Below are 24164 nucleotides of genomic sequence, written 5' to 3'. Positions count from 1 at the left end.
TCATCGCCCCTTCAGCCCAGGAGACCGTCATGCGCGCCTTGCTTCTAGCCACCTTCGCAAGCCTGGCGCTGGCCGGGTCCGCCCATGCGGTTGAGCCGCTAGCGACGACCAGCGTGGAGGTGAAGCTCAGCCCCGAGCTACAGAAGAAGGCCGCCGACGACTACGGCGTCCGCGACGTCCAACGTCTCGCCGACGATCTTAAGAAGAATGTCGAACGCGAACTGGACCGCACCGGCGTCCTGGCCGGCGGCCGCGTGGGACTCACCCTAGTCGACGCCCGCCCGAACCGCCCAACCTTCAAGCAACTCGGCGACCGGCCCGGCCTCTCCTTCGAGAGCTTCGGCACCGGCGGGGCCGCCATCGAAGGCCAGGCGATTTCCGTCGACGGCCATGTCACGCCGGTTCGATATCGCTGGTACGAAAGCGACATCCGTCAGGCCAAGCTCACCACGACCTGGTCAGACGCTGGCCGGGCGATCGACCGGTTCGCCTTCCAGCTCGGCCGAGGCGAAGTTTACGCGCGCCGATAACGCCGATAGGCCTTGCCTCTCAGAACCGAGCGCTGTCTGATCCGCGCCGCGCACCGAAGCGTTTTAGGTCGGGCGTCTTAGGGGAAGAGTAAGATGACCGCGAAGGCGGACCGGCGTTCCAATTGGACTCTGGCGGCGCTGGCCGCCCCATGTCTTCCCCTGGCAGGCCTTGGCCTACCGCTCGTGGTCTACCTTCCAGAATACTACTCCAACCAGCTAGGGCTGAGCCTAGCCTCGGTCGGCGCAGCCTTCGGGGCGGTGCGCCTGCTCGACATGGCCTTCGACCCCTATATCGGCGGCGTGATGGACCGCACCCGTTCGCGCTTCGGGCGGTTCAAGCTTTGGTTCGCGATCAGCGCGCCGATCCTGATGCTGGCCTCGTACATGCTGTTCATGGCCAAGCCTGGCGTCAGCAGCCTCTACCTCTGGCTCTGGCTGCTGGTGGTCTATGCCGGCGTCTCGATCGCCGGCCTGTCGCAGCTGGCCTGGGCCGCGGTGCTCTCGCCGCAATACGACCAGCGATCAAGGATCTACGGGTGGTGGCAGGCCGGCAACGTCGTCGGCATGATCCTGGTGCTCACCCTGCCCGCTCTGCTGCCCTTGCTAGGCTTCAAGGGGCATGGGTCCGGAGTGCAGGCCATGGGTTGGTTCATCGTCATCCTGATGCCCATCACCGTCGCGCTCGCCCTGTGGAAGGTGCCTGAGCCGCAGGTGGTCTCCGAGGTCAAGAAATCCGGCTTCCGTGAGTATCTGGCGCTCTTCAAGCGGCCTTCGGTGGTCCGCATACTGGTCGCTGATCTGCTGATCGGCACCGGTCCGGCGATCACGGGCGCCCTGTTCTTCTTCTTCTTCGGCCGGGTGAAGGGCTTCAGCCACGCCGAGGCCAGCCTGCTGCTGCTGATCTACTTCATCGGCGGCTTGGTCGGCGCGCCGCTGTGGACCTGGCTCTCGTACAAGATCTCCAAGCACAAGGCCCTGGCCGTCTCCGGCATCGTCTATGCGGGTCTGACCATGTGCTCGCTGCTGATCCCCCAGGGCGGGATGCTCCCGGCCGCGGTGCTGATGTTCATGATCGGCGTTCCCTATGCCGCTGGCGCGTTCCTGCTACGGGCCATGATGGCCGATATCGGCGACGAAGAGCGACTGGCCAGCGGCGTCGATCGCACCGGCCTGCTCTATGCGATCCTGTCCGGTACGGTGAAAATCGGATCGGCCGCGGCGATCTTCATCACCTTCCCGCTGCTGCAGTTGATGGGCTTCGACCCCAAGGGGCAAGGCGTCGACACCGGCCTGCAAGGCCTCGCCGTGCTCTTCGCGGCGGTCCCCGCCGGGATGTCGATCATCGCCAGCTTCATCGTCTGGGGCTTCCCGCTGACCGCAGAGCGCCATGCTGAGATTCGCGCAGGACTGGCGGCGCGCGATATGAAGGAACCCGGCCTCGCCGAAGCCGCGCCCGAGATGGGCTCCGAGCCTTTGCTGACCAAGGAAGTCAATGTCGCTGTCCGCCCCGCCGAGTGATGAAAAGCCCATCGACCGGTTGATCGCCATCATGGCGAGGCTGCGCGACCCGCAGACAGGTTGCGCCTGGGACCTGGAGCAGAACTTCGCGACCATCGCGCCCTATACGGTGGAGGAAGCCTATGAGGTCGCCGACGCCATCGAGCGCGGCGACCTCAACGACCTTCGCGAGGAACTGGGCGACCTGCTGCTGCAGGTCGTCTTCCATAGCCGGATGGGCGAGGAGCAAGGCGCCTTCGCCTTCGACGACGTGGCCAACGCCATTTCAGAAAAGATGATCCGCCGACATCCACATGTCTTTGGGCCGGAGAGCCAGCGGACCAGCGCCGAGCAGACCCAGGCCTGGGAAGTCATCAAGGCTCAGGAGCGCGCGACCAAGGGGAAGAACAAGAGCCTGCTGGACGACGTCCCGACTGGCCTTCCGGCCCTGACCCGGGCCGTAAAACTCACTGCGCGCGCCGCCCGCGTCGGCTTCGACTGGCCAGATGTGTCGTTCATCTTCGATAAGCTGCGCGAGGAGACCGCCGAACTGGAGGCCGAGATCGCGGCCGGCGATAGGGCCAAGATGCGCGACGAACTCGGCGACATCCTGTTCGTCTGCGCCAATCTCGCCCGCAAGCTCGACCTGGAACCGGAAGACGCCCTACGCTCGACTAACGCCAAGTTCGCGCGGCGCTTCCAGTTCATCGAGGCCGAACTTGCCGCGCGCGGCAAGACACCAGACGACTCCGATCTTGCCGAGATGGACGCCCTGTGGGACGCGGCGAAGGCGACCGAGAAGGCAGGGTAGCGCTCCGCCGCCAAACATCGTCCCGGAACAAATCCGGGAAGATGAATGGCGCCCCGCTACAGCGGGCTCAGATCGACCTTCGGATACAGTTGCTCAAATTGCCCGAGAGCCTGGGGCTCCAGGCGAACGGCAAGCCGCACGCCGCCTTCATCGTCCTCGATCCGGTCTAGAACCCGACCGTGGCGATAAAGCCAAGCCACCGCGGCGCCCTGGGCGGGCGTCGCATAGACCGAGACCGGAGGCGCGTCGTCGACGAGGCGAGCGATGGTCTCGAGCAGGGCTTCGCAACCCTCCCCGCTGACCGCTGACACCAGGACCGCTGGCGGGTTGGAGCGTCGCGCATCGCCCTCGAGGTGCTCGCGGGTTTCCGCATCGACGAGATCGGCCTTGTTCCAGACCTCGACGAAGTTGCGGTCGGCGACCTCGATCCCCAGTCGAGACAAGACCGCCCGCACGTCGGCGGCTTCGGCGTCGCTGTTCTCGCTGGCGATATCGCGGACGTGCAGGATGACGTCGGCCTCCTTCACCTCCTCAAGGGTGGCGCGGAAGGATTCGACCAGTTCGTGCGGCAGGTCGGAGATGAAGCCCACCGTGTCCGACAGGATCGCGGGCCGACCATCAGGCAGGCTCAGCATTCGCAGCGTCGGATCGAGGGTGGCGAACAGCATGTCCTCGGCCACCACCTCGGCATTGGTCAGCCGGTTGAACAGCGTCGACTTCCCGGCGTTGGTGTAGCCGACCAGGGCGACGGCCGGGAAAGGATGGCGCTGGCGCGCCCCACGCTGCAGGTTGCGGGTCCGGCGGACCTCCACCAACTCGCGCTTCAGCTTGCCGATCTTCTCGGCCAGCAAGCGACGGTCGGTCTCGATCTGGGTTTCGCCGGGGCCGCCCATGACACCAAAGCCGCCGCGTTGGCGTTCAAGGTGGGTCCAGGTGCGAACCAGGCGCGAACGCTCATACGAGAGCCTCGCCAGTTCGACCTGCAGGATGCCCTCACGGGTCCTGGCGCGGCGGGCGAAGATCTCAAGGATCATGCCCGTGCGGTCCATGACCTTGACCTGCCAGGCCTTTTCCAGATTGCGTTGCTGGACGGGCGTCAGGGCGTCATCGACGACGGCGACGTCAACGTCGAGCTGGAAGCAGAGCTCCCCGATCTCGATGACCTTGCCGCTGCCGAACAGGGTCGCAGGCGTGCGCTTGCGCAACGGCGCGGTGATCGCGTCGCGAATGTCGAGATCGAGGGCCTCGGCGAGCCCCACGGCCTCGTCCAGGCGCGCCTTAGCGCTCCGGGGCGAGCCGCGGGCGTCACGTTCGGGATGGATGACAAGCGCCTTTTGGGGAGGCGCTTCACGATCAATGGACTTTGAGGTCAATCGGCATCGTCTTCCGCGGGCTCATACAACTGAACGGGTTGAGCCGGCATGATGGTGGAGATGGCGTGCTTGTAGACCAGTTGCGACTGGCCGTCGCGGCGCAACAGCACGCAGAAATTGTCGAACCAGCTCACCACGCCCTGCAGCTTGACGCCGTTCACGAGGAAGATGGTCAGCGGCGTCTTCGATTTGCGGACGCTGTTCAGGAACGTGTCCTGGAGGTTTTGTTTCTTTTCGTTGTTGGACATGGCTTGTCGCCCTTTGTTCTAATTCGGAGGGCAAGACGCCCCCCACACACACGAGTGAGGCTAGACCGACCCGCGTCACGGACGCAATCGCGCCTGTCGGTCAGATGGCCGTGGCCCTCGCCCGCTCGATATAGAGGCGACGGAGCTTCATCGCCACCGGTCCGACGACGCCGTCCCCAACAGGTTTGTCGTCGACCGCGATCACGGGCAGCACCAGACTGCCGGCGCCGGTGATGAACGCCTCTTTTGCGTCGACCGCTTCGGCAGGGGTGAAGGGCCGCTCATCGACCTTCACGCCCTCCTCGCGCAGCACGTCCAACAAGGTGTGGCGAGTCACGCCCCGCAGTATGTTGGCGTTGGTGTCACGGGTCCGCAGCGTGCCGTCGGCGTCCACGATCCAGGCGTTGGAGGACGCGCCTTCGGTGACGAAGCCAAGGTCGTCCACGAACCAGGCCTCGGCCGCGCCGCGCTCCTTGGCCGCCTGCTTGGCCAGCGCATTGGGCAGCAGGCCGACGGTCTTTATGTCGCACCGGCCCCAGCGGTTTTCCGGCGTGGTGATGACCTTCACGCCCTTGGCGGCCTTCGCCTCGGTCGCGGCGCGATCGACGGACGACACCGTGATCACGATGCTCGGCGGGACCGGCTCGTCGGGAAAGGCATGGCCGCGCGTGGCCACGCCACGCCCGACCTGGAGATAGACCAACCCTTCGCTGACGCGGTTCTGACGCACGGTTTCGCGCAACACGATGGTCAGGGCCTCACGGCTCATCGGCATCGGGATACGCAGTTCGCCCAGGCTTCGTTCGAGACGAGCGAAATGCCCCTCCGGATCGGCCAGCTTGCCGCCAAACAGCGCCCAGACCTCATAGACCGCGTCGGCCAGTTGGTAGCCTCGGTCCTCGATGTGGACCACAGCCTGTCCGTGCCGAACGAACTGGCCGTTCACATAGGCGATACGCCCCAACTTACGCGTCCTCTTCTTCCAACGGCCGGGCGCCTGACAGGCCCAGCGACTTGAGTTTCCGGTGCAGCGCCGAGCGCTCCATGCCGATAAAGGCGGCCGTCCGAGAGATGTTGCCCGAGAAACGCAGCATCTGGGCGTTCAGGTATTCGCGCTCGAACACCTCGCGCGCCTCGCGCAGCGGCAGAGCGATGATCTTGTCGGCGCCCATGCTTGAGGACTGATCGGAGATCGCCGCATCCCCCGGCAGCATGTCGGCGGTGATCGCCTCGCTGGGATCACCGGCCGCCAGGATCAGCATCCGCTCCACATTGTTGCGAAGCTGGCTGAGGTTCCCCGGCCAGGCCCGCACCTGCAGAGTAGCCAAGGCGTCGTCGGCCAGGCGGCGGCGCGACATGCCGGTCGCCTCGCAGATCCGGGTGATGAAGTAGTCGATCAGCTCGGGGATATCCTCACGCCGCTCGGCCAAGCCCGGCACGGTCACCGGCACCACGTTCAGGCGGTGGAACAGGTCCTCGCGGAACCGGCCGGCAGTGATTTCCTCGCGCAGGTCGCGCGAGGTCGATGAGACGACCCGGACATCTACCTGCACGTCGGCGTCCCCGCCCACGCGGCGGAAGCGCTGCTCGACCAGGACGCGCAGGATGCGGCTCTGGGTCTCGCGGGGCATGTCGGCGACTTCGTCCAGATAGAGCGTGCCGCCGTGCGCGCGTTCGAACACGCCGATCTTGGCCGGCCGACCGCCCTCCAGCTCTTCGCCGAACAACTCGGAGTCCACCCGCTCCGGCGTCATGCCGGCGGCGCTGATGGCGACGAATTCGTTGCGAGCGCGCGGGCTCGCACCGTGGATCAACCGGGCCACCGTCTCCTTGCCCGAGCCCGGGGGGCCGGCGATCAGCACCCGGCTGTTGGCCGAGGCGAGCTTGCCTATCAGGCCACGCAACTGCTGGGTGACGACCGACTTGCCGATCAGGCCGTCCGGTTGGATGGTCTGGGCCCGAAGTCGGCGGTTCTCGCGCTTCAGGTTGCTGGTCTCCAGCGCTCGCTCGACGCAGAGCAGCAGCCGGTCCGACTTGAAGGGCTTTTCGAGGAACTCGTAGGCGCCGCGCTTGATCGCACTTACAGCGGTTTCGATGTTGCCGTGACCCGAGATCATGATCACCGGAATGTCGGCGTCGAGTTCCTTGACAAGGTCAAGCAATTCCAAACCGTCCATCCCGCCACCTTGCATCCAGATGTCGAGGATCAGCAGAGCCGGCTTGCGCGACTTTACGGCCGCCAATGCGCTTTCGGAGTCGTTCGCGGTGCGCACCGCATAGCCTTCGTCCGACAAGATGCCGGCCACCAGCTCGCGAATGTCCGCCTCGTCGTCGACCACAAGAACGTCGGCCGCCATCATATCACTCCTGCGTCTTGAGCCGCGCCAGGCGCCAGCTCGGTGTCGGCCGGGGCTTTCGCCTTGGCCGCCGTCGGTAGTTTCAAGATCGCACGCGCGCCCTGCCCCTGGACCGCATCGGTCAGAATCAGTTCGCCGCCATGATCCTCAAGGATACGTTTGACGATGGCCAAACCTAGCCCCGTGCCTTTTTCGCGGGTCGTCACATAAGGTTCGGTCAGCCGATCACGGTCCTTGTCGGGCAGGCCCACGCCGTTGTCCTCAACCTCGATCTGCACGCCCTGATCGTTGACGGTCAGTTGCGCGACGATCCGGCCCTTTGGTTCAGGTGAAGCCGCAGTCCGCGCCGAGACCGCCTCAGCCGCGTTCTTCAGCACATTGGTCAGGGCCTGAGTCAGCATCCGCCCGTCAGCGACAATGACAGCCTCCGGCACGGGCTCGGCCAGTTCCACCGATATGTCAGGGCTCGCCACTCTTTGAGCGAACACCGCGGCGCGGACCAGCTCGGCCCCATCCTGGTCGGCGAATTTCGGGGCCGGCATGCGGGCGAAGGACGAGAACTCGTCCACCATCCGGCCGATCCCGTCCACCTGCCGCACGATAGTGTCCGTGCAGCGGTCGAACGTCTCCAGGTCCTCCTCGGCCACGTCCTTGCGGAACTTGCGACGCAAACGCTCGGCCGACAGTTGGATGGGAGTCAGCGGGTTCTTGATCTCATGGGCGATGCGCCGCGCGACATCGCGCCAGGCGGCGTTTCTCTGGGCAGAGACCAGGCGCGTAATGTCGTCGAAGGTGAGCACCAGCCCGCCCTCGGACCGGCTGGCCCGGACCCGCAGGCGATGAGTTTCCCGAGAGCGGACGACATCGACCTCTTCCTCGGCCTCACCGGCGATGTCTCCGTGCTCGGCGATCACCACCAGTTCAGGCGCGACCTCGGCCAACTTCCGACCATGGACCTGGCTGGGGACCAGATCCAGCAGGACGGCCGCCTGGCGGTTGATCGCCGACACCCTGCCATCGGCGTCCAGGCCGATAACCCCGGCAGACACCTCCGACAGCACCGTCTCGATGAATTGCCGCCGCTCTTCGGCCTCGTCCCCAGCCCGCTTCAAGGCCGCCTGCTGCACCTGAAGATCATGCGTCATACTATTGAAAGCCCGAGACAAGACGGCCAATTCCTCGGGGTCCTTGTCGGCATCGACGCGGGCATTCAGATCGCCGCTCGCGACGCGTCCAGCTGCAACGACGAGCCGTCCGACCGGCGCGGAGATAGCGCTGGCCGCGCCCATGCCCAGCCACACCGCGCCCACTAGGACCAGCATGGCGGTTTCCATGTAGGAAAGCGCGAAAACACGCTGGATTCGTTGACGACTTTCCGCCGCCTCGCGATAAGCGGTGACCGAATTCGACGCATCCTGGAGCTGGCTTACGATCCCCTTCTGCACCGGACGGGTGACATAGAGGTAAGCGTCCGGATAGGCCGACAGCTTGTAGAGCGCCCGCGTCAGGTCGGTGGAGACATAGATCACCGCGTCTTCATCGGCTGCCGCAAAGCTCGCCAGCGGCGGGGCCAGGAACTTTGGCGCATCAACCGCTTCGGCGCGCGCCAGGATACGTCCTTCCCGGTCGATCAGATAAGCGGCCGGGAACGCGTGGTAGGAGGCCTGGTAGGCCAGGAAGTGGCTGAAGGTGACGGGGCTGGCCTGCAAGGCGGGCGCGGCCCGGTTAAGGTCCTGCGCCATCTGGGACACATGTTCTTCGACGAAGCGGGTCTGATCCTCGACATAGGACCGCATCACCGTGGCGGAGTTCTCCACCACCGTCTGAACCCGCTCGGAGAACCAGTTCTCGACGCCGCGATTGACGAGCACCGTATAGAACAGCGCCACCACCATCGCCGGGGCGACGGCCGCCAGGGCGAAGAGGGTGACGAAGCGTAGGTGCAGCCTGGCCGCCGGGTCGCTCGACCGCGCCTTCAGCATCCCCATGATCCGGAAGCCGACCTGAGCCGCCAGGGCCAGGATCAGCACGAGGTTGAACGCCAGGATCGCCAGGATATTTTTGGAGGCCGGCGCCAGTGGGCCGGTCTCCGGCGGCGAAGCCGCCAGCAGAATCGCCACCGCGGTCAGCAGCGCAGCTAGCGCATAGCCGCCGCCGAGCACATAGCGCGACTGCAACGCCCGCCATAGCCGCGCGGCGGGCGCCACTTCAGTTCCGCCATCGTGAACTTGGGACGCCATGATCGGGGGACCCTAGCGAAAACTGTGCCCAGAATTCAACAGGGATGTGGCGAAGAAACGTCACTGAAACCAGATGTGATGACAAGCGGCTTTCGGCGCGCTATCTGTGAGGCGATGATCCCTTCGGCCAGCCAATATTCGTTTTGGTATTTTAGCTATTCCGATGCCACTGGCGGAGGAAGGGGATCGCACGACAGGACCACCCTGTCGTAGTCCGAGACCCAACAGCCGCCAGTCACCTGGCGGCTTTTTTTATGCCGCCGCGTGACGCTTTTCCTGGAGCGCACCCGTGCCAGACCTTACTGACGACCTACGAATCCTCGACATCAAGCCCCTCGATACACCCGCCGAGGTCATGGCTCGGCTGCCCGCCGACGCGACCACCTCGACGACCGTGGCCACCGCCAGACGGGCCATGCACGACATCCTTCACGGTGAAGACGATCGCCTGATCGTCGTGATCGGCCCCTGCTCGATCCATGATCCGGTCGCGGCGATGGACTACGCCCGCCGCCTGGCGGCGCAACGTGGCCGCTTCGCCGACACGCTAGAGATCGTCATGCGAGTCTACTTCGAAAAGCCGCGCACGACGGTGGGCTGGAAGGGCCTGATCAACGATCCGCACCTGGACGGCACCTTCCGCATCGACGAGGGCCTGCCGCTGGCGCGCAAGCTGCTGATCGAGGTCGGCCAACTGGGGCTTCCAGCGGCGGTGGAGTTCCTGGACGTGATCACGCCGCAGTACATGGCTGACCTGGTCAGCTGGGGGGCGATCGGCGCGCGTACCACCGAAAGTCAGATTCACCGCGAGATGGCGTCTGGCCTCTCCTGCCCGGTGGGCTTCAAGAACGGCACGGACGGCAATCTGCGGATCGCCGTTGACGCCGTGAAGGCCGCCAGCCAACCGCACCATTTCCTGGCGGTCGGCAAGGATGGTCGCGCGTCGATCGCGGCCACCCGTGGCAATGTCGATAGTCATGTCGTCCTACGTGGCGGGAAGACGCCCAACTACGACGCCGCGGGCGTCGCGGCGGCCTGCGCAGAACTCGCCTCCGGCGGTCTGCCGCAGAACCTGATCATCGACGTCAGCCACGCCAACAGCCTCAAGAAGCCCGAAAACCAATCTGCCGTCGCCCGCGACGTCGCCGGCCAGATCGCCGCTGGCGACCAGCGCATCGTCGGGGTGATGGTCGAAAGCCACTTGGTGGCCGGCCGCCAGGACTTGGTCCCTGGCCAGTCGCCGACCTACGGCCAGAGCATCACCGACGGCTGCATCGACTGGGACACCTCGGTCGAGGTCCTGGAAGACTTGGCCATCGCTGTCGAAGCTCGCCGACGAGCCCGCAAGACGCGCGCGGCGAACCACGCGGAGTCCGGAGCCGCCTAGCGGCGGCCTCGGCTCATTTCGACCCCGAGGTCCTGGATCTTCTTGCGCAGGGTGTTGCGGTTGAGGCCCAGGATCTCGGCGGCGCGGACCTGATTACCGCGCGTCGCCGTCAAGGTGAGCTGGATGAGGGGACGCTCCACCTCCTCCAGCACCCGGTCGTATAGACCGATAGGCGGTATGCCCTCCGGCTGCTCGGCGAAGTACCCGCCCAGATGCCGCTCGACCAAGGTCGCCAAGGTCACCGGCCCCTCGTGCCCAGGCAGAGCCGGCTGATGGTCGGCCAGTTCGCGCTCGACGATCCGGGCGCTGATCAGCTCCTCGGCGTAGAGCGCGCAGATCCGGCGGATAAGGTTCTCCAGCTCCCGGACGTTACCTGGCCAGGCATGCAGTTTCAGACGCTCCAGCGCCGCGGCGTCGATGGTTTTCGACGGCAGGCCTTCACGGTTGGCGCGCAGCAGGAAGGCGCGCGCCAGGTCCGGAATGTCATCGGTGCGATCGCGCAACGGCGGCAGGCGCAGCGGCGCGACGTTCAGGCGGAAGAACAGATCCTCGCGGAACAGACCCTGCTGGATCAGGGCGCGCAGGTCGCGGTTGGTCGCGGCGATGATCCGCACATTGGGCGGCCGGCCGGTCTTGGGATTGAGCGACTGCTCGGAGCCATCGATCACCCGCAGTAGGCGGGTCTGAGCGTCCAGCGGCATATCGCCGATCTCGTCGAGGAACAGAGTGCCCCCGTCCGCCTCGACCAGCTTGCCGTAGTCGCCGTCGTCGCGGCCGAACAGCTCAGCCTCGACCCGCTCGCGCGGCACGGCGGCTAGGTTGATGACCACGAACTTGCCGTCCTTGCGGCGCCCCATGTCATGCAGAGCGCGGGCGACCAGTTCCTTGCCGGTCCCGCTCTCTCCCAGGATCAGCACCGTGAGGTCGGCGCCGACGAGGCGCGCGATCGTGCGATAGACGTCCTGCATCGGACCCGAACGGCCAATCAGGGGTAGGCGCTCGTCGCGAACGGCGCGGGCCTGGGCCTTCGAGGCCTCGGAATCGGCGGGCCGCGACAGCGCCCTGCGAACGGCGGCCGTCATGTCGTCCAGGTCGAAGGGCTTAGAAATGTAATCGAACGCCCCGACCTCGGCCGCGCTGACCGCTGTGAGCAGGGTGTTCTGCGCGCTCATCACGATTACCGGCAGCTTGGGCCGCTCCTTGCGGATACGCGGTAGCACGTCGAACACGTTCTCGTCGGGCATCACCACGTCGGTGACGACCAGATCGCCCTCCCCGTCCGACACCCACTTCAGCAGGGTGGTGGCGTTGCCGGTGGCCCTCACCTGATAGCCCAGGCGGGTGAAAGCTTGGCTCAACACCAGCCGGATCGAGGCGTCATCATCAGCGATCAGGATCTTCTTGCTGGCGTTGGCGATAGCATTCATGCCGGCATATCCTCTTCAGACGCGATCGGCAGCAGGACGCGGAACGTCGTGCGGCCAGGTTCAGATTCGAAATCGATCAGGCCGCCGTGGCCTGCGACCAGCTTGGCCACCAGCGCCAGTCCGAGGCCCGCGCCATGAGCCTTGGTGCTGACGAACGGCTGAAACAGGCTCTCGCGCAGGTGAGCCGGGACACCCGGACCATTGTCCTGCACCTTGATCTCCAGCGGCGCGCCCCTGAGGATCTGCCCCTTGGCCGCGCGCACCTTCACGCCGTGGCGATAGGCGGTACGGACGGTGATCGCGCCCCGGCCATCGCCGCGCGAGTGGGCCGCCTCGGCCGCATTCTTCACCAGGTTCAGGAAGATCTGGATCAGCTGGTCCTCGTCCCCCCAAGCCGGCGGCAACGAAGGGTCGTATCGGTCGCTGAGCTGCAGGCCGTCGGCCACGCCGTTTGCGGCTAGCGCCTTCACCCGGTCCAAGACCAGGTGGATATTGATGGGCCGGCAATCAGGCAGAGCGTCGTCGGAGAACGCCTCCATGCGATCGACTAGGCGGCGGACGCGGTCAGTCTCGTCAACGATGAGCTGAGCCAGAGGCGCGTCCTCGGCCTTCGCGCCCGACTTCAGTAGCTGAGCGGCCCCGCGAATGCCGGCGAGCGGGTTCTTGATCTCGTGCGCCAACATATGGCCCAGCCCGACGATGGTGCGCAGGCCGGCCTGCTCGGCCCCGGTGCGCTCGCCGCCGAACGACCCGCCTTTGACGTGCAAGGTCAGCAGGATCGAGCCGTCGCCCAGCGGGGCGGCCGCACCGTCCGCCTCGAACGAGGGATAGCCGAAGAGACTGATCTCCACGCCACGTTCCCGAACCCGAACGCCCTCCTCCACCGCTCGATTGAGCAGGGAAACCAGGGCCGATCCCGCCGGCAGCGCCGCCCCGAACCGGCCACGCATCAACAGCCCCAGGCCTTGGCCAAACAAGGCCTCTGCCGCCTCATTCGCCGCCACCAAGGCACCGTGTTGATCGACGACCAGCGCCGGTTCAGGCGACAGATCGAAAGCCGCAGCCTTCAGCAACTCAAGGGCCGCGCCCGACGGAAGTGCTGGGTTCTGGCCGGTCATGCCGCTAACCTCGTATCGGGATCGCGCCAGAGGGCGATCAGGCCAGCCTCCACGTCGCCGGGGCTATCCAGCCGGCACAGGGTCGAGCGAGCGCTGCGACGGACTTGCGCGTCACCGGGCCAAGGGGCGTTTTCGACATAGGACGCCAGGTGCTTGCGGAAGATCTTCAGGCCCAGGCGATCGCCGTAGAACTTCAAGCTGTCGCGAAAATGGTCCAGGGCGATGGTCAGACGCGCCTCGACGTCGGGTTCGACGAATGCACGGCCGGCCAGTTCGGCCTCGATCTGGGCGGCGATCCACGGACGCCCATAGACCCCGCGCCCCACCATTACGGCGTCGGCGCCAGACTGCTCCAGAGCGCGCCGCGCGCTGTCCCCGCACAGGATGTCGCCATTGACGATCACAGGGATCGAGACCGCGGCCTTGACCGGGCGCACCGCGTTCCAGTCGGCGACGTCCTTGTAGAACTGCGAACGAGTCCGTCCGTGAATGGTCACCGCCTTCGCGCCGCGAGCCTCGGCCCGCGCAGCGATCTCAGGCGCGTTCTTGGAGGTTTCATCCCAGCCGAGCCGCATCTTCACCGTGACGGGCACGTCGACCGCATCAACCGCCGCCGCGATCAGTCGCTCGGCCTGCTCGGGATTGCGCATCAGCGCCGAGCCGGAGAGCACGCCGGTAACTTCCTTGGCCGGGCAACCGAAGTTCAGGTCGATGATCTGAGCCCCGGCCTCGGCTGCGAGACGCGCGCCCTGGGCGATGTGCGCCGGGTCATGACCGACCAACTGCACCACCATCAGCGGCAGGCCCTCGCCGACCGCTGCGCGACGCACGACATCGGGGCGCCCCTTGGCGAACTCGTCGCAAGCAACCATTTCGGTCGCCACGTAGGCAGCGCCCAGCTTGCTCGCCGCCTTGCGGAACGGCAGGTCGGAGACGCCGGTCATCGGCGCGATCCACGCGCGTCCACCAACGTCCACATCCCCGATCGTGAGCGAAGTGCTCATTTTGTAATCATCCCCATCGCCTTCGTTTTAGGCAGATTGTGCGGTCCCGTAAAGCCTGGACACGCCGAACATGAGCCCTAAACAAGCCGCATGACTTTTTCAGCCGTCATCGTCGCCGCAGGCGCGAGTTCGCGCGCCGGCCCCGGCGCTCCAAAACCCTGGCGCAGCCTGGGCGGACGCCCAATTTTGAGCTGGTCGATCGACGCCCTGGCGGACGCCGGCGCCACCGAAATCGTGGTGGTCGCGGCGGCAGATCGGCTCGCCGAGGCTACCCGTCTGCTGGACGGAACACCCAACGCCCGGGCCATCGCCGGGGGCGCCACCCGCGCGCTATCGGTTCAGGCGGGGCTGTCGGCTCTCATGGCCAGCGACCAGACGGCCGTGTTGATTCACGATGCGGCCCGCCCCTTTGTGAATCGGCCTCACGTCGAGGCTCTGCTTGACGCCCTTGCCGCCGCGGACGGTGCAGTCCCGGCCCTGCCCGTCGCGGATACACTCAAGCGTGGGACCGGGACCATCGAGGCGACCGTATCGCGCGAAGGTCTCTGGCGAGCTCAAACGCCTCAGGCCTTCCGTCTCGCGACCCTGCGTGAAGCCTATGCAAGTTGGCCGGTCGACGCCGAGCCCACCGATGACGCCGCGGTGGTCGAACGGGCGGGCGGTCGGGTGATGATGACGCCAGGTGATCCGATTTTGATGAAACTGACCTATCCGGAGGACTTCGCCATGGCCGAGCGCCTGGCCGCCACCTCACGCATCACCCGCATCGGCCAGGGCGTCGACGCCCACAGGTGGGGGCCGGGCGAGGCCGTCTGGCTCTGCGGCGTGAAGATCGACCACGACCAGACGCTGATCGGCCATTCCGACGCCGACGCCGGCCTACATGCCCTGACCGACGCGCTCCTCGGCGCGATCGGCGAAGGCGACATCGGCGAGCACTTCCCGCCCAGTGATCCGCGATGGAAGGGGGCGGCTTCCGACCGCTTCCTGATCCACGCTGTCGAACTGGTCGCGGCGCGCGGCGGGCGCATCCTGAACGCCGACGTGACGCTCATCTGCGAACGACCGAAGATTCGGCCCCATCGCGACGCAATGCGTCAGCGGCTGGCCGACCTCCTGAACCTGCCCCTCGACCGCGTCAGCGTGAAGGCCACCACCACCGAAGGCATGGGCTTTACCGGCCGCGAAGAGGGGCTGTTGGCCCAGGCCGTCGTCCTCGTGGACACGCCAGCTTGACCCCCTAAGGCAGCCAGCCGTAGCGCTCCTTCATCTGAGCGTAGAGCGCGCCGACGAGGTTCATGTAGTCGTCGGTCCAGGGCCGAGCGAGCGTCGGATTGGTCGCCTCCCACCGCGTGTCGGCTTCGTAGGGCGCGAGCGCGCCAAGCTGCCGGGTGACGATCATGGCGTCCTCCGCAGACTCCCACAGCGGCGGGCTGCCCTTGGCGGCGCTGTGCCTCTGGATCAACGAGTATCCGCCGGCGGCCTCGGCCACCGCCATGGCGGGCGCGCGCAATTCGAGGTTCCGGTTGGATAGGTGGAGGATCAACACCCCGTCGGGCTTCAACTTGGCAAGGTAGCCCTTCATAGCCTCGACCGTGAGCAGATGGGCCGGCACCGCGTCAGACGAGAAAGCGTCAATCAGCAGCACATCGAAGGCGTCGTCCGGCTGCTTGGCCAGTGTTAGCCGAGCATCGCCCAGGACGTAGTCGATCGCCCCCTTGGCGCACTTGGTCGTGTAGCTGAAGTGCTGCGGATCGGTGGAGATCTTGATCACCATCGGATCGATCTCGAAGAAGGTCAGCGCATCGCCCGGCCGGGTGTAGGCGGCCACCGCCCCGGTTCCCAGACCGACCGCGCCGATCCGCAGCGACCTCGCCTCCTTGGAGCGGCGCGTGAACACCTGTCCGATCGGGGTCTCCGGCGCATAGTAGACCAAGGGTCGGCATTCATAGTCGGGATGCTGGGCCTGAGCGCCGTGGAGGGTGGTGCCGTGCGACAGCATCTTCACCTGCCCCTTCATTCCAGGGACGGGCATCTCTGACTGTCGGACGACGCCGAAGAAGCTGCGCCAGCTATTGCGGACGTCTACCCGGTCACCCACCGCCTCGGCCGCCAGCGACAGCACGATGATCACGCCGAAGAAGACGACCATCTGGCGCCGCACGAGGAAGGCGCAGACTCCGGCCCCACCGAGCAGCAGCCAGATGATGAGGCCCGTGCCGCTTTCAGCGCCCCAGAAGAGCGCGACAACCGGCGCCACGCAAGCGGCCACCACACCCAGCGCGAAGGTCGCCCAGCGCCATGGCTCAACAGGGCCCATCCCCGGCCGCGCCAAACAGGCGAGCGCCAGCACCAGCGGATATTCCCAGACATTGGTGAAGATGACCGGAGCCAGGAAGGCGTTGAAGGACCCACCGACCACGCCGCCGAACGACATCCAGAGATAGAACTCGGTCAGATGCGCCGGATTGGGACGGCGCGCGACCATGGCCTGGTGGCACATCAGGGCGGTGAGGAAGAAAGCCGCGAGGTGCACGACGAGTTGCACCGCCAGGTTCGTCTGCTTGAACGGCAAGATCACCACGCAGGCGGCGATGGCCGCGGCCTGCAGGAGCAGCGTCATCTCCCGAGAAATGATCGGCTTTTCAGAGAAGGCGATGATGAAGGTGGTGAGATACAGCGCCAGCGGAATAACCCACAGGAATGGCGCGGACGCCACATCGGTGGTGATGTGGGTCGTCACCCCCAGCATCAGACTGGATGGGATCGCGGCCAGGGCCACCCAGACCGCGCGCTGCTTCCAACTCGGCGCCGAACCAGCGTCAGCAGCCGGCCCCTCGATCGCCGCGGCGCGGGCCCGCGAGACAAACAACGCCAGCGTGGCCATCAGAAGGATGAAGCCTCCATAGCCGATGGTCCATCCGTAGGTCTGGCCCCGCAGCGTCGCCAAGGGCTCCACCAGCACCGGATAGGCAAGCAGCGCCAGCAGGCTGCCCATGTTGGAGGCCGCGTATAGGACGTAGGGCTCGGCCCCCGTCTCGGCGTGAATGGTCCGAGCATGCCAAGCCTGGACTAGCGGCGCCGTCGCCGAAAGGACCGCAAACGGGGCGCCCACCGAAACCGTGAGAACCCCTAGCAGCCAGAGCGAGGGGTGGTTGGAGGACGGCTCGCCGACCAACCCGCTGACGTGCAGCGGCAAAACCAACGCCGCGGCGAGCAACATCCCCAGATGAATGATCGCCTGGGTTCGGACCGAGCTGACCTTTTGCAGCAAGTGCGCATAGCCGTAACCGGCCAGCAGCGCGGTCTGGAAGAAGGCGATCGAGGTGTTCCAAACCGATGGGCTGCCACCCAGCAGCGGCAGGACCAGCTTGGCGACCATCGGTTGGACGAGGAAGACCAACCCCGCGCTGGCGAAGATAGTGACCGCAAACAATGCCGGCGAGATCGAGGCGGCGGGCCTTTCGGCCCCTTCTAACGTGCTCATGTTCTCGAATCGGGTTGTCTGTCGGGTGCGCGCGATGTTGTGGTCTGCGCCTATCGTTGCCTAGAGCCTCTCGGAGTCGCGCCGTGTTTTCCCTGGAAGTCGAAACCCTCGCGCGATTGCTGATCGACGAGGCGCGGGAGCGCTCGCTACGGATCGTCACCGCCGAGAGCTGCACCGGCGGCTTGGTCGCGGCGGCCATCTGCGCGATCCCGGGCGCATCGGACGTCTTCGAGCGCGGCTTCGTCGTCTACACGAACCGCGCAAAGCAGGAGATGCTGGGCGTGCCGGGCGACCTGATCGCCGATCTCGGCGCGGTTTCCGAGCCCGTGGCCCGCATGATGGCCGAAGGCGCCCTGGAAGCCTCCAATGCCCACGTTGCGGTAGCCATCACTGGCGTCGCGGGACCTGGCGGCGGAACGCCGATGAAGCCGGTGGGCACCGTCCATATCGCCACGGCGCGTTCGAACCAGGCGCTGATGCACCGCTCGGAGCTGTTCGACGGCGAAACCCGCGCGGAAGTCCAGGAAATGGCTGTGCGTTCAGCGCTGCAAGCCCTGCGCGACCGGATGGTCTAGGCGGCCTTGCCGCCATAGAGCGTCTGCGCGCGGGCCTCGAAGCAGCTCATCAGCTTGTCTACGGCGTGGTGGAAGTTCGCGGCCAGCATGCCCGACAGCAGCCGCGACTTGAACTCGAAGTCGATGTCGAACTCGATCTTCGTGCCGCCGTCGTTCTCGATGAAGCGCCAGCGGTTGGCCAGGTGCTTGAACGGGCCGGACAGCAACTGGACATCGACCTGCCGCGTCGCGGCGTCGCGACGTACGCGAGTGGAGAACTTCTCCTTCAGGAAGGCGAAGCCGACGCCGGCCTGGGCGTCCACCAAACTGACCCCCTCGCCCTCCGAGCGCGCGTTCCAGGTGCGCATGGACTGGATCCAAGGCACGAATTCCGGATAGGCGTCCACGTTCCCCACCAGCTGGAAGAGCTGGTCGGGCGTGTAGGGCAGGATCTTCTCGATATGGTAGCGCGGCAAACCTTAGGCCGCGTCCTTGGCGAGGCGGGCGGCCTTCAGCCGGGCGAAGTCCTCGCCAGCGTGATGAGACGAGCGGGTCAGCGGGCTGGCCGACACCATCAGGAAGCCCTTGGCCCGCGCGATTTCTTCGTAAGCCTTGAACTCGTCCGGCGTGACGAACCGGTCGATCGCCGCGTGCTTGCGGGTCGGCTGCAGGTACTGGCCGATGGTCAGGAAGTCGACGCCGGCCGAACGCATGTCGTCCATCACCTGCATGACCTCTTCCTTGGCTTCCCCAAGACCGACCATCAGGCCTGACTTGGTGAACTGGTTTGGATCGCGCTCCTTCACTCGCTCCAGCAGGCGCAGCGAATGGTAGTAGCGCGCGCCAGGGCGGATCGAGAGATAGAGCCGCGGCACGGTCTCGAGGTTGTGGTTGAAGACGTCGGGCCGGGCGTCGATGACGATCTCGGCGGCCGAGGCTGGCTTGCGCAGGAAGTCCGGCGTCAGGATCTCGATCGTCGTGCCAGGTGCGGCAGCCCGGATCGCGTGGACCACCGCGGCGAAGTGCGCGCCGCCGCCATCAGCGAGGTCGTCGCGGTCCACCGAGGTGATGACGACGTGCTTGAGGCCCATCTTGGCCACCGCGTCGCCGACCCGCGCCGGCTCGGTGGGATCGAGCGGATTCGGCTTGCCGGTCGAGACGTTGCAGAAGGCGCAGGCCCGCGTGCAGATCTCGCCCATGATCATCATGGTGGCGTGGCTCTGGCTCCAGCACTCGCCGATGTTTGGGCAGGCGGCCTCTTCACAGACCGTCACCAGTCCGTGGGTCTTCACGATCTCGCGGGTGGCGTTGTAGCCCGCCGAGCCGGGCGCGCGAACGCGCAGCCACTCGGGTTTACGCAGGATCGGAGTATCCGGGCGAGATTGCTTTTCGGGGTGGCGGGGCCGAGAGCCCCCGGTAGTGTCGATGACGGTCGCCATAGGGCCTAGATCGGCTTTCTGGTCCTTCGGATCAAGGCGTGATTGAGCGTCTCTGCGCCGCATGCTCAAACTTCGCCATGGTTCGCGCGTCCCTGCTCGCCGCTCTTCTTATTGTGCTCGCGGCGTGCAGCCGCGACGGCGCATTGGGGCCGTTCGCCGAAAGCCAGGTTCCGCCGGCCCTGACGCCGCGCTTCTATCCGCCGGAAGGCTGGGCCTGGGGCTTCATCGGCGTCGGCGACAAGCCGGTTCAGCGCTATGGCGTCGGCAGCACCCGGCGGGTTCCTACCGCCACCATAGTCGTCGTTCCCGGCTACGGCGAAACCGCCGAGATGTGGTTCGAAACCGCCTCGGACCTGATCGACGACGGCTATACAGTGTGGATTCTCGACCGCGCGGGCCAAGGCGGCTCCGGACGCTACGTGGCGCCGCGCGACTTGGGCCACGTTCCCACCTTCGATCCCGACATCGCCGCCCTACGCGAATTCGTCCGGGTGGTCGTCAGGCCCGCGCCGGACACTCCGCTTGTCCTGCTGAGCCATGCCGATGGCGTGGTTGTCGCGCTGAGCGCGGTGCGGGCCGGCATGAAGGCCGACGGACTGATCGCCTCATCGCCCCAACTCGCCAATGTCGAGCCGGGGCGGCGCCTGCTCGGCTCCGTCCGACGTAGCGACACCCCGCCACCTGGTTGGAAGCCGTGGAGTCGGGAAACCCCCGACGATCGGGAGGCCGGCTCCACCCACGACGCCTGGCGCGGCAAGGTCGGGCAGGCCTGGCGCGTGGCCAACCCCGACCTGAGGATGGCGGGACCGAGCCTCGGCTGGACAAAAGCCTATGAGGCCGCCAGCCGCCTGACCGAGACCGGCGCGGCGCAGACCCGCACCAACGTCCTGATGCTCAATCCTGCCACCAGCGCAGACGCGCTCTGCCAACGCCTCCCTCAGTGTCGCGTCGAGACGATTCTCGGCGCCCGCCCCGCCATGCATCTGGAAGCCGATGAGTGGCGCATGCCCTGGCTGAAGGTGATCGAGGCATTCACTGAAACACGGCCACAAACCGCCGATCAGGCTCCAGTTTCCCCCGTTCGACCAAGGCCTTAGAGCTTCACCCTAAGACGTGATAACCACCGCCGCTCACGCCGTGTAACATATCTTTTCAACGCCGGGCGCGAGCGGTAGGCTCGCGACCAACAAGAACGGCGAGACGTTTCGGGGAGGTTTTCGCCTTTGTCGCGTTCATTTGATCCGCGTGTGTCTGAGCGTGCATTGTTCGATGCGCTCATCGACGCCCGCAACACCTACGGCGCCAAGAAGCCGATCCTGGAAGACCAGGAGCGCAATCCGCTTAGCTATACAGATCTGATCCGCGCGGCATTCGCGCTGGGCCGCAAGATCGCTGGCCTGACCAGCCAGGGCGAGCGCGTGGGTGTCATGCTGCCCGCCAGTTCAGGTGCAGTGGTGACCTTCTTCGCCTTGCACGCCTTTGGCCGCACGCCAACGATGCTGAACTTCACGGCCGGGATCCGCAACATCAAGGCCGCCTGCGAACTGGCTGGGGTGAAGCGGGTTCTGACGTCGCACCGGTTCATCGAACAGGGCAAACTCCACGACATCATCGACGCTCTCGAGCCGATCGCGACGATCACCTATCTGGAAGACGTCCGGGCGACGATCGGCCTGGCCGACAAGGTCTTCGCCGCGGCTGCTGGGACCTTCCCTAAGCGTTTCCGGGTCGAGACCAAGCCATCCGATCCAGGCGTTATCCTCTTCACCTCCGGCAGCTTCGGGGCGCCACGGGGCGTGGTGCTCAGCCAGGCCAATCTGATCGCCAATGTCGAGCAGATCGCCGCGCACATTCCGCTCGATCCGGCCTGGGTGATGTTCAACCCATTGCCGACCTTCCACTGCTTTGGCCTGACCGGCGGCGTCCTGCTGCCGCTGCTGAAAGGGATGAAGGCGTTCGAGTACCCCTCCCCGCTGCACGTCAAACAGATCCCGCCGCTGATCAAGGACACCGGAGCCGCGATCCTGTTCGCCACCGACACTTTCCTCAATCAGTACGCCAGGAACTCCGAACCCGACGAATTGTCGGGTCTGAAGTTCATCGTCTGCGGCGCTGAGAAGGTGCGCGAGGAAACCCACAACCTGATCCGTGACCGCTTCGGCGACGTGCCAGTGCTGGAGGGCTACGGCGCCACCGAGGCCTCGCCGGTCATCGCCGTCAACAAGCCGACCGACAATCGTCGCGGCACGGTCGGCGGTCTGCTGCCCGGCGTCGAGACCCGGCTGGAGCCGGTCGACGGCATCCCTGGCGGCAAGCTTTATGTCCGGGGCCCCAACATCATGTCGGGCTACCTCAACGGCGACGGTGTGATGGAGGAGCCGCCCGGCGGCTGGCACGACACCGGCGACGTGGTCGAGATCAGCGATGACGGCTGGATCAAGATCCTCGGCCGCGTGAAGCGCTTCGCCAAGATCGGCGGCGAGATGGTCTCCTTGACCGCCGCCGAGGACATCACCATCGCGGTCTGGCCGGAGAGCCGTCACGCGGTGATCGCCATGCCAGACCCGAAGAAAGGCGAGCGCCTGGTCCTGGTCACCGACCGTCGCGACGCCGACACCGCCCCGCTGCTTGCTCACGCGAAAGCCATAGGCGCGCCGGAACTGGCCGTTCCGAAGAAGATCATCAAGGTCACCGAGATCCCGGTGCTCGGCACCGGCAAGACCGACTATGTGGCGATCATGCGAATGGCGGAGGCCGAGGGGCGCCGCGCGGCCTGATCTCCCGGGGGATCGCGCGTCGCTTGGGCGCGCGTAGGGAGGGACCAAGACATGCCAAACCTCGACGTCTGGGCGCCGCGGGTGCTAAGTCTCTTACGCATAGTCGCAGCTTTGCTCTTCATGGAGCACGGCCTGATGAAGCTGTTCCACTTCCCGGCGCCGCAGCCGGGGGCGCCGGATCCACTGCCGATGATCCTGACGGCGGCGGCCACGATTGAGGTGGTCGGCGGCGCGCTGATCGCGCTTGGCCTCTTCACCCGTGTCGCGGCATTTGTCTGCTCAGGTCAAATGGCGGCGGCCTACTTCATGGCCCATGCGCCGCAAGGCTTCTGGCCAGCGCTGAACGGCGGCGAGGCGGCGATCCTGTTCTGCTTTGTGTTCCTGTATCTCGTCTTCGCCGGCCCGGGCATCTGGAGCGTCGACGCTCTGGTGCGGAAGCGGCCCTAAGCCACAGTCGTCATCTCCGGCCAGCGGAAGGCTGAGCCGCGGATGACGAGGTTGGCGTCAGATGTGCAGGACCCGGCCATAGGCGTCGAGGGACGCCTCGTGCATGGCCTCGCTCAGGGTCGGATGCGGGAAGACCGTGGCGAAGAGCTCTTCCTCGGTGGCCTCCAGGGTGATGGCCAGGGTGAAGCCCTGGATCATCTCGGTGACTTCGGCGCCGATCATGTGGGCGCCAATCAGAGCGCCGGTCTTCTCGTCGAAGATGGTCTTCACGAACCCATCGGTCTCGCCCGAGGCAATGGCCTTCCCGTTCACCTTGAAGGGGAAGCGGCCGATCTTGGCGGCGATCCCCTTTTCCTTGGCTTGGCCCTCGGTCAGGCCAACTGACGCGATCTGCGGAGTGGAATAGGTGCAGCCCGGAATCGGGGACGTCAGGTTATTCGGCTTCAGGCCCGCGATGTGCTCGATGCAATGGACGCCTTCATGGCTGGCCTTGTGCGCCAACCACGGGGGACCGGCCAGGTCGCCGATGGCGTAGAGGCCGGCGACGCCCGTGCCGCCATGGTCGTCGGTGACCACATGGGTCCGGTCGACCTTCACGCCGAGAGCTTCGAGGCCCAGGCCCTCGACATTGCCGACGATGCCCACCGCGACGATGGCGACATCGGCGCTTAGGGTCTCCGCCTTGCCGCCGGCTTCCAACTCGATGGCGACGCCGGTCTTGGACTTCGTCAACTTCTTGACGGTGGCGCCGACCCGGAACTTGAGCCCGCGCTTCTCGAACGCCTTGTGGGCGGTCTTCGAAACCTCTTCATCCTCGACGGGCAGAATGCGCGGCAGCGCCTCGATCACCGTCACGTCAGAGCCCAGCGCCCGATAGAAGCTGGCGAACTCGATGCCGATGGCGCCGGACCCGATGACGATCAGCGACTTCGGCGCGGCCTTCGGGACCATGGCCTCGCGATAGGTCCAGACCCGCTCGCCGTCCGGTTCCAAGCCGACGGCCGGAATGGTGCGGGCGCGGGCGCCGGTCGCCAGGATCACATGCTTGGCCTGAACGGTCCGAGAGCCGCCGGCTTTCAGATCGACAACCACCTTCGGCGCGCCCTGCCCCTTTTCGAGCTTGGCCGTACCTTCGATCACTTCGATCTTGTGCTTCTTCATGAGGAAGGCGACGCCGGCGTTGAGCTGGGCCGCCACCTTGCGCGAGCGCTCGATCACCTTGGAGAAGTCGAAGCTGGCCTTCTCGATCTTGATCCCATAGTCGGCAAGATGGCCAAGGTTCTCATAAGCCTCACCGGACTTCAGCAGGGCCTTGGTGGGGATGCAGCCCCAATTCAGGCAGACCCCGCCCAGCGCGTCGCGCTCGACGATGGCGGTCTTGAAACCAAGCTGGCTGGCGCGGATGGCGGTGACATATCCGCCAGGGCCCGAACCGATGACGATGACGTCGAAATCCATGTGACTAGCC

General features: G+C 66.0%; 21 protein-coding genes. 9 read left to right on the top strand and 12 right to left on the bottom strand.

Going from position 1 to position 24164, the window contains the following annotated elements:
• The first annotated feature begins 29 nt into the window (after positions 1 to 29).
• The 3 genes from Q8M13_RS14425 (at position 30) to mazG (ending at position 2838) form a co-directional block, all read left to right on the top strand.
• Positions 30 to 530, top strand: a complete 501-nt coding sequence (locus Q8M13_RS14425; RefSeq protein ID WP_305300677.1) for a hypothetical protein — start codon at positions 30 to 32, stop codon at positions 528 to 530.
• Positions 531 to 623: 93 nt separating this feature from the next.
• On the top strand, positions 624 to 2048 hold the full coding sequence (locus tag Q8M13_RS14420) for an MFS transporter (RefSeq protein WP_305300675.1): 1425 nt from the start codon (positions 624 to 626) through the stop codon (positions 2046 to 2048).
• Positions 2023 to 2838, top strand: coding sequence for a nucleoside triphosphate pyrophosphohydrolase (gene mazG, locus Q8M13_RS14415; protein ID WP_305300674.1), 816 nt, complete (start codon positions 2023 to 2025; stop codon positions 2836 to 2838). The genes Q8M13_RS14420 and mazG overlap by 26 nt, the downstream gene beginning before the upstream one ends.
• A gap of 56 nt (positions 2839 to 2894) precedes the next feature.
• Here mazG and hflX read toward each other — a convergent pair whose 3' ends face one another.
• From hflX to Q8M13_RS14390, 5 genes are all read right to left on the bottom strand, one after another.
• Positions 2895 to 4211, bottom strand: coding sequence for a GTPase HflX (gene hflX / locus Q8M13_RS14410; RefSeq protein WP_305300673.1), 1317 nt, complete (start codon positions 4209 to 4211; stop codon positions 2895 to 2897).
• Positions 4208 to 4459: an RNA chaperone Hfq gene (gene hfq, locus Q8M13_RS14405; protein ID WP_056734369.1), complete on the bottom strand. Its 252-nt coding sequence runs from the start codon at positions 4457 to 4459 to the stop codon at positions 4208 to 4210. Before hfq ends, hflX begins: the two co-directional genes overlap by 4 nt.
• Before the next feature lie 100 nt (positions 4460 to 4559).
• The gene (locus Q8M13_RS14400; RefSeq protein ID WP_305300671.1) at positions 4560 to 5423 is read right to left on the bottom strand and encodes a D-amino-acid transaminase; all 864 of its coding nucleotides are present in this window, start codon (positions 5421 to 5423) and stop codon (positions 4560 to 4562) included.
• Position 5424: 1 nt separating this feature from the next.
• Positions 5425 to 6816: a sigma-54 dependent transcriptional regulator gene (locus Q8M13_RS14395; protein ID WP_305300670.1), complete on the bottom strand. Its 1392-nt coding sequence runs from the start codon at positions 6814 to 6816 to the stop codon at positions 5425 to 5427.
• Positions 6816 to 9056: a PAS domain-containing sensor histidine kinase gene (locus Q8M13_RS14390; RefSeq protein WP_305300668.1), complete on the bottom strand. Its 2241-nt coding sequence runs from the start codon at positions 9054 to 9056 to the stop codon at positions 6816 to 6818. The genes Q8M13_RS14395 and Q8M13_RS14390 overlap by 1 nt, the downstream gene beginning before the upstream one ends.
• Positions 9057 to 9345: 289 nt before the next feature.
• Between Q8M13_RS14390 and Q8M13_RS14385 the strand changes: the two genes are divergently transcribed.
• Positions 9346 to 10443 (top strand): 3-deoxy-7-phosphoheptulonate synthase, encoded by a 1098-nt coding sequence (locus Q8M13_RS14385; protein ID WP_305300666.1) that lies wholly within the window; start codon positions 9346 to 9348, stop codon positions 10441 to 10443.
• On the opposite strand, the gene Q8M13_RS14380 is transcribed toward Q8M13_RS14385, so the two are convergent.
• Genes Q8M13_RS14380 through dusB form a run of 3 tightly spaced genes read right to left on the bottom strand, consistent with a single transcriptional unit; the run spans position 10440 to position 13992 of the window.
• Complete coding sequence (locus Q8M13_RS14380) at positions 10440 to 11870, bottom strand: sigma 54-interacting transcriptional regulator (protein ID WP_305300665.1); 1431 nt, start codon at positions 11868 to 11870, stop codon at positions 10440 to 10442. The genes Q8M13_RS14385 and Q8M13_RS14380 overlap by 4 nt on opposite strands.
• Positions 11867 to 12988, bottom strand: coding sequence for a nitrogen regulation protein NR(II) (locus Q8M13_RS14375; protein ID WP_305300663.1), 1122 nt, complete (start codon positions 12986 to 12988; stop codon positions 11867 to 11869). Before Q8M13_RS14375 ends, Q8M13_RS14380 begins: the two co-directional genes overlap by 4 nt.
• A complete protein-coding gene (dusB, locus tag Q8M13_RS14370) occupies positions 12985 to 13992 on the bottom strand; it encodes a tRNA dihydrouridine synthase DusB (RefSeq protein ID WP_305300661.1) in 1008 nt (335 codons plus the stop codon). Before dusB ends, Q8M13_RS14375 begins: the two co-directional genes overlap by 4 nt.
• Positions 13993 to 14082: 90 nt before the next feature.
• Between dusB and Q8M13_RS14365 the strand changes: the two genes are divergently transcribed.
• Positions 14083 to 15228: a bifunctional 2-C-methyl-D-erythritol 4-phosphate cytidylyltransferase/2-C-methyl-D-erythritol 2,4-cyclodiphosphate synthase gene (locus Q8M13_RS14365; protein ID WP_305300660.1), complete on the top strand. Its 1146-nt coding sequence runs from the start codon at positions 14083 to 14085 to the stop codon at positions 15226 to 15228.
• 4 nt (positions 15229 to 15232) lie between these two features.
• On the opposite strand, the gene Q8M13_RS14360 is transcribed toward Q8M13_RS14365, so the two are convergent.
• Positions 15233 to 17479 (bottom strand): spermidine synthase, encoded by a 2247-nt coding sequence (locus Q8M13_RS14360; protein ID WP_305300659.1) that lies wholly within the window; start codon positions 17477 to 17479, stop codon positions 15233 to 15235.
• Positions 17480 to 17562: 83 nt separating this feature from the next.
• Here Q8M13_RS14360 and Q8M13_RS14355 point away from each other — a divergent pair, with 83 nt between their 5' ends.
• Complete coding sequence (locus tag Q8M13_RS14355) at positions 17563 to 18054, top strand: CinA family protein (RefSeq protein WP_305300657.1); 492 nt, start codon at positions 17563 to 17565, stop codon at positions 18052 to 18054.
• Here Q8M13_RS14355 and Q8M13_RS14350 read toward each other — a convergent pair.
• Positions 18051 to 18509, bottom strand: a complete 459-nt coding sequence (locus tag Q8M13_RS14350; RefSeq protein ID WP_305300656.1) for a type II toxin-antitoxin system RatA family toxin — start codon at positions 18507 to 18509, stop codon at positions 18051 to 18053. The genes Q8M13_RS14355 and Q8M13_RS14350 overlap by 4 nt on opposite strands.
• 3 nt (positions 18510 to 18512) lie before the next feature.
• The gene (gene lipA / locus Q8M13_RS14345) at positions 18513 to 19472 is read right to left on the bottom strand and encodes a lipoyl synthase (protein WP_305300758.1); all 960 of its coding nucleotides are present in this window, start codon (positions 19470 to 19472) and stop codon (positions 18513 to 18515) included.
• Positions 19473 to 19549: 77 nt separating this feature from the next.
• On the opposite strand from lipA, the gene Q8M13_RS14340 reads away from it, so the two are divergent.
• The 3 genes from Q8M13_RS14340 to Q8M13_RS14330 all read left to right on the top strand — a co-directional run bounded on the left by Q8M13_RS14340 (position 19550) and on the right by Q8M13_RS14330 (position 22696).
• Positions 19550 to 20569 (top strand): alpha/beta hydrolase, encoded by a 1020-nt coding sequence (locus tag Q8M13_RS14340; protein WP_305300655.1) that lies wholly within the window; start codon positions 19550 to 19552, stop codon positions 20567 to 20569.
• Between the two features lie 126 nt (positions 20570 to 20695).
• Positions 20696 to 22249 carry an AMP-binding protein gene (locus Q8M13_RS14335; RefSeq protein ID WP_305300654.1) on the top strand — a complete coding sequence of 518 codons (1554 nt, stop codon included), beginning with the start codon at positions 20696 to 20698 and terminating at the stop codon, positions 22247 to 22249.
• A 51-nt stretch (positions 22250 to 22300) separates the two neighbouring features.
• Complete coding sequence (locus Q8M13_RS14330) at positions 22301 to 22696, top strand: DoxX family protein (RefSeq protein ID WP_305300653.1); 396 nt, start codon at positions 22301 to 22303, stop codon at positions 22694 to 22696.
• A 57-nt stretch (positions 22697 to 22753) separates the two neighbouring features.
• Here Q8M13_RS14330 and lpdA read toward each other — a convergent pair whose 3' ends face one another.
• Positions 22754 to 24154, bottom strand: coding sequence for a dihydrolipoyl dehydrogenase (gene lpdA / locus Q8M13_RS14325; RefSeq protein ID WP_305300652.1), 1401 nt, complete (start codon positions 24152 to 24154; stop codon positions 22754 to 22756).
• Positions 24155 to 24164 lie beyond the last annotated feature (10 nt).

This window comes from Phenylobacterium sp. (assembly GCF_030681155.1).
Classification (GTDB): domain Bacteria; phylum Pseudomonadota; class Alphaproteobacteria; order Caulobacterales; family Caulobacteraceae; genus Phenylobacterium.
Note: the sequence above shows the minus strand (reverse complement) of the source record. Positions and strands in the feature narration are given on the sequence as shown.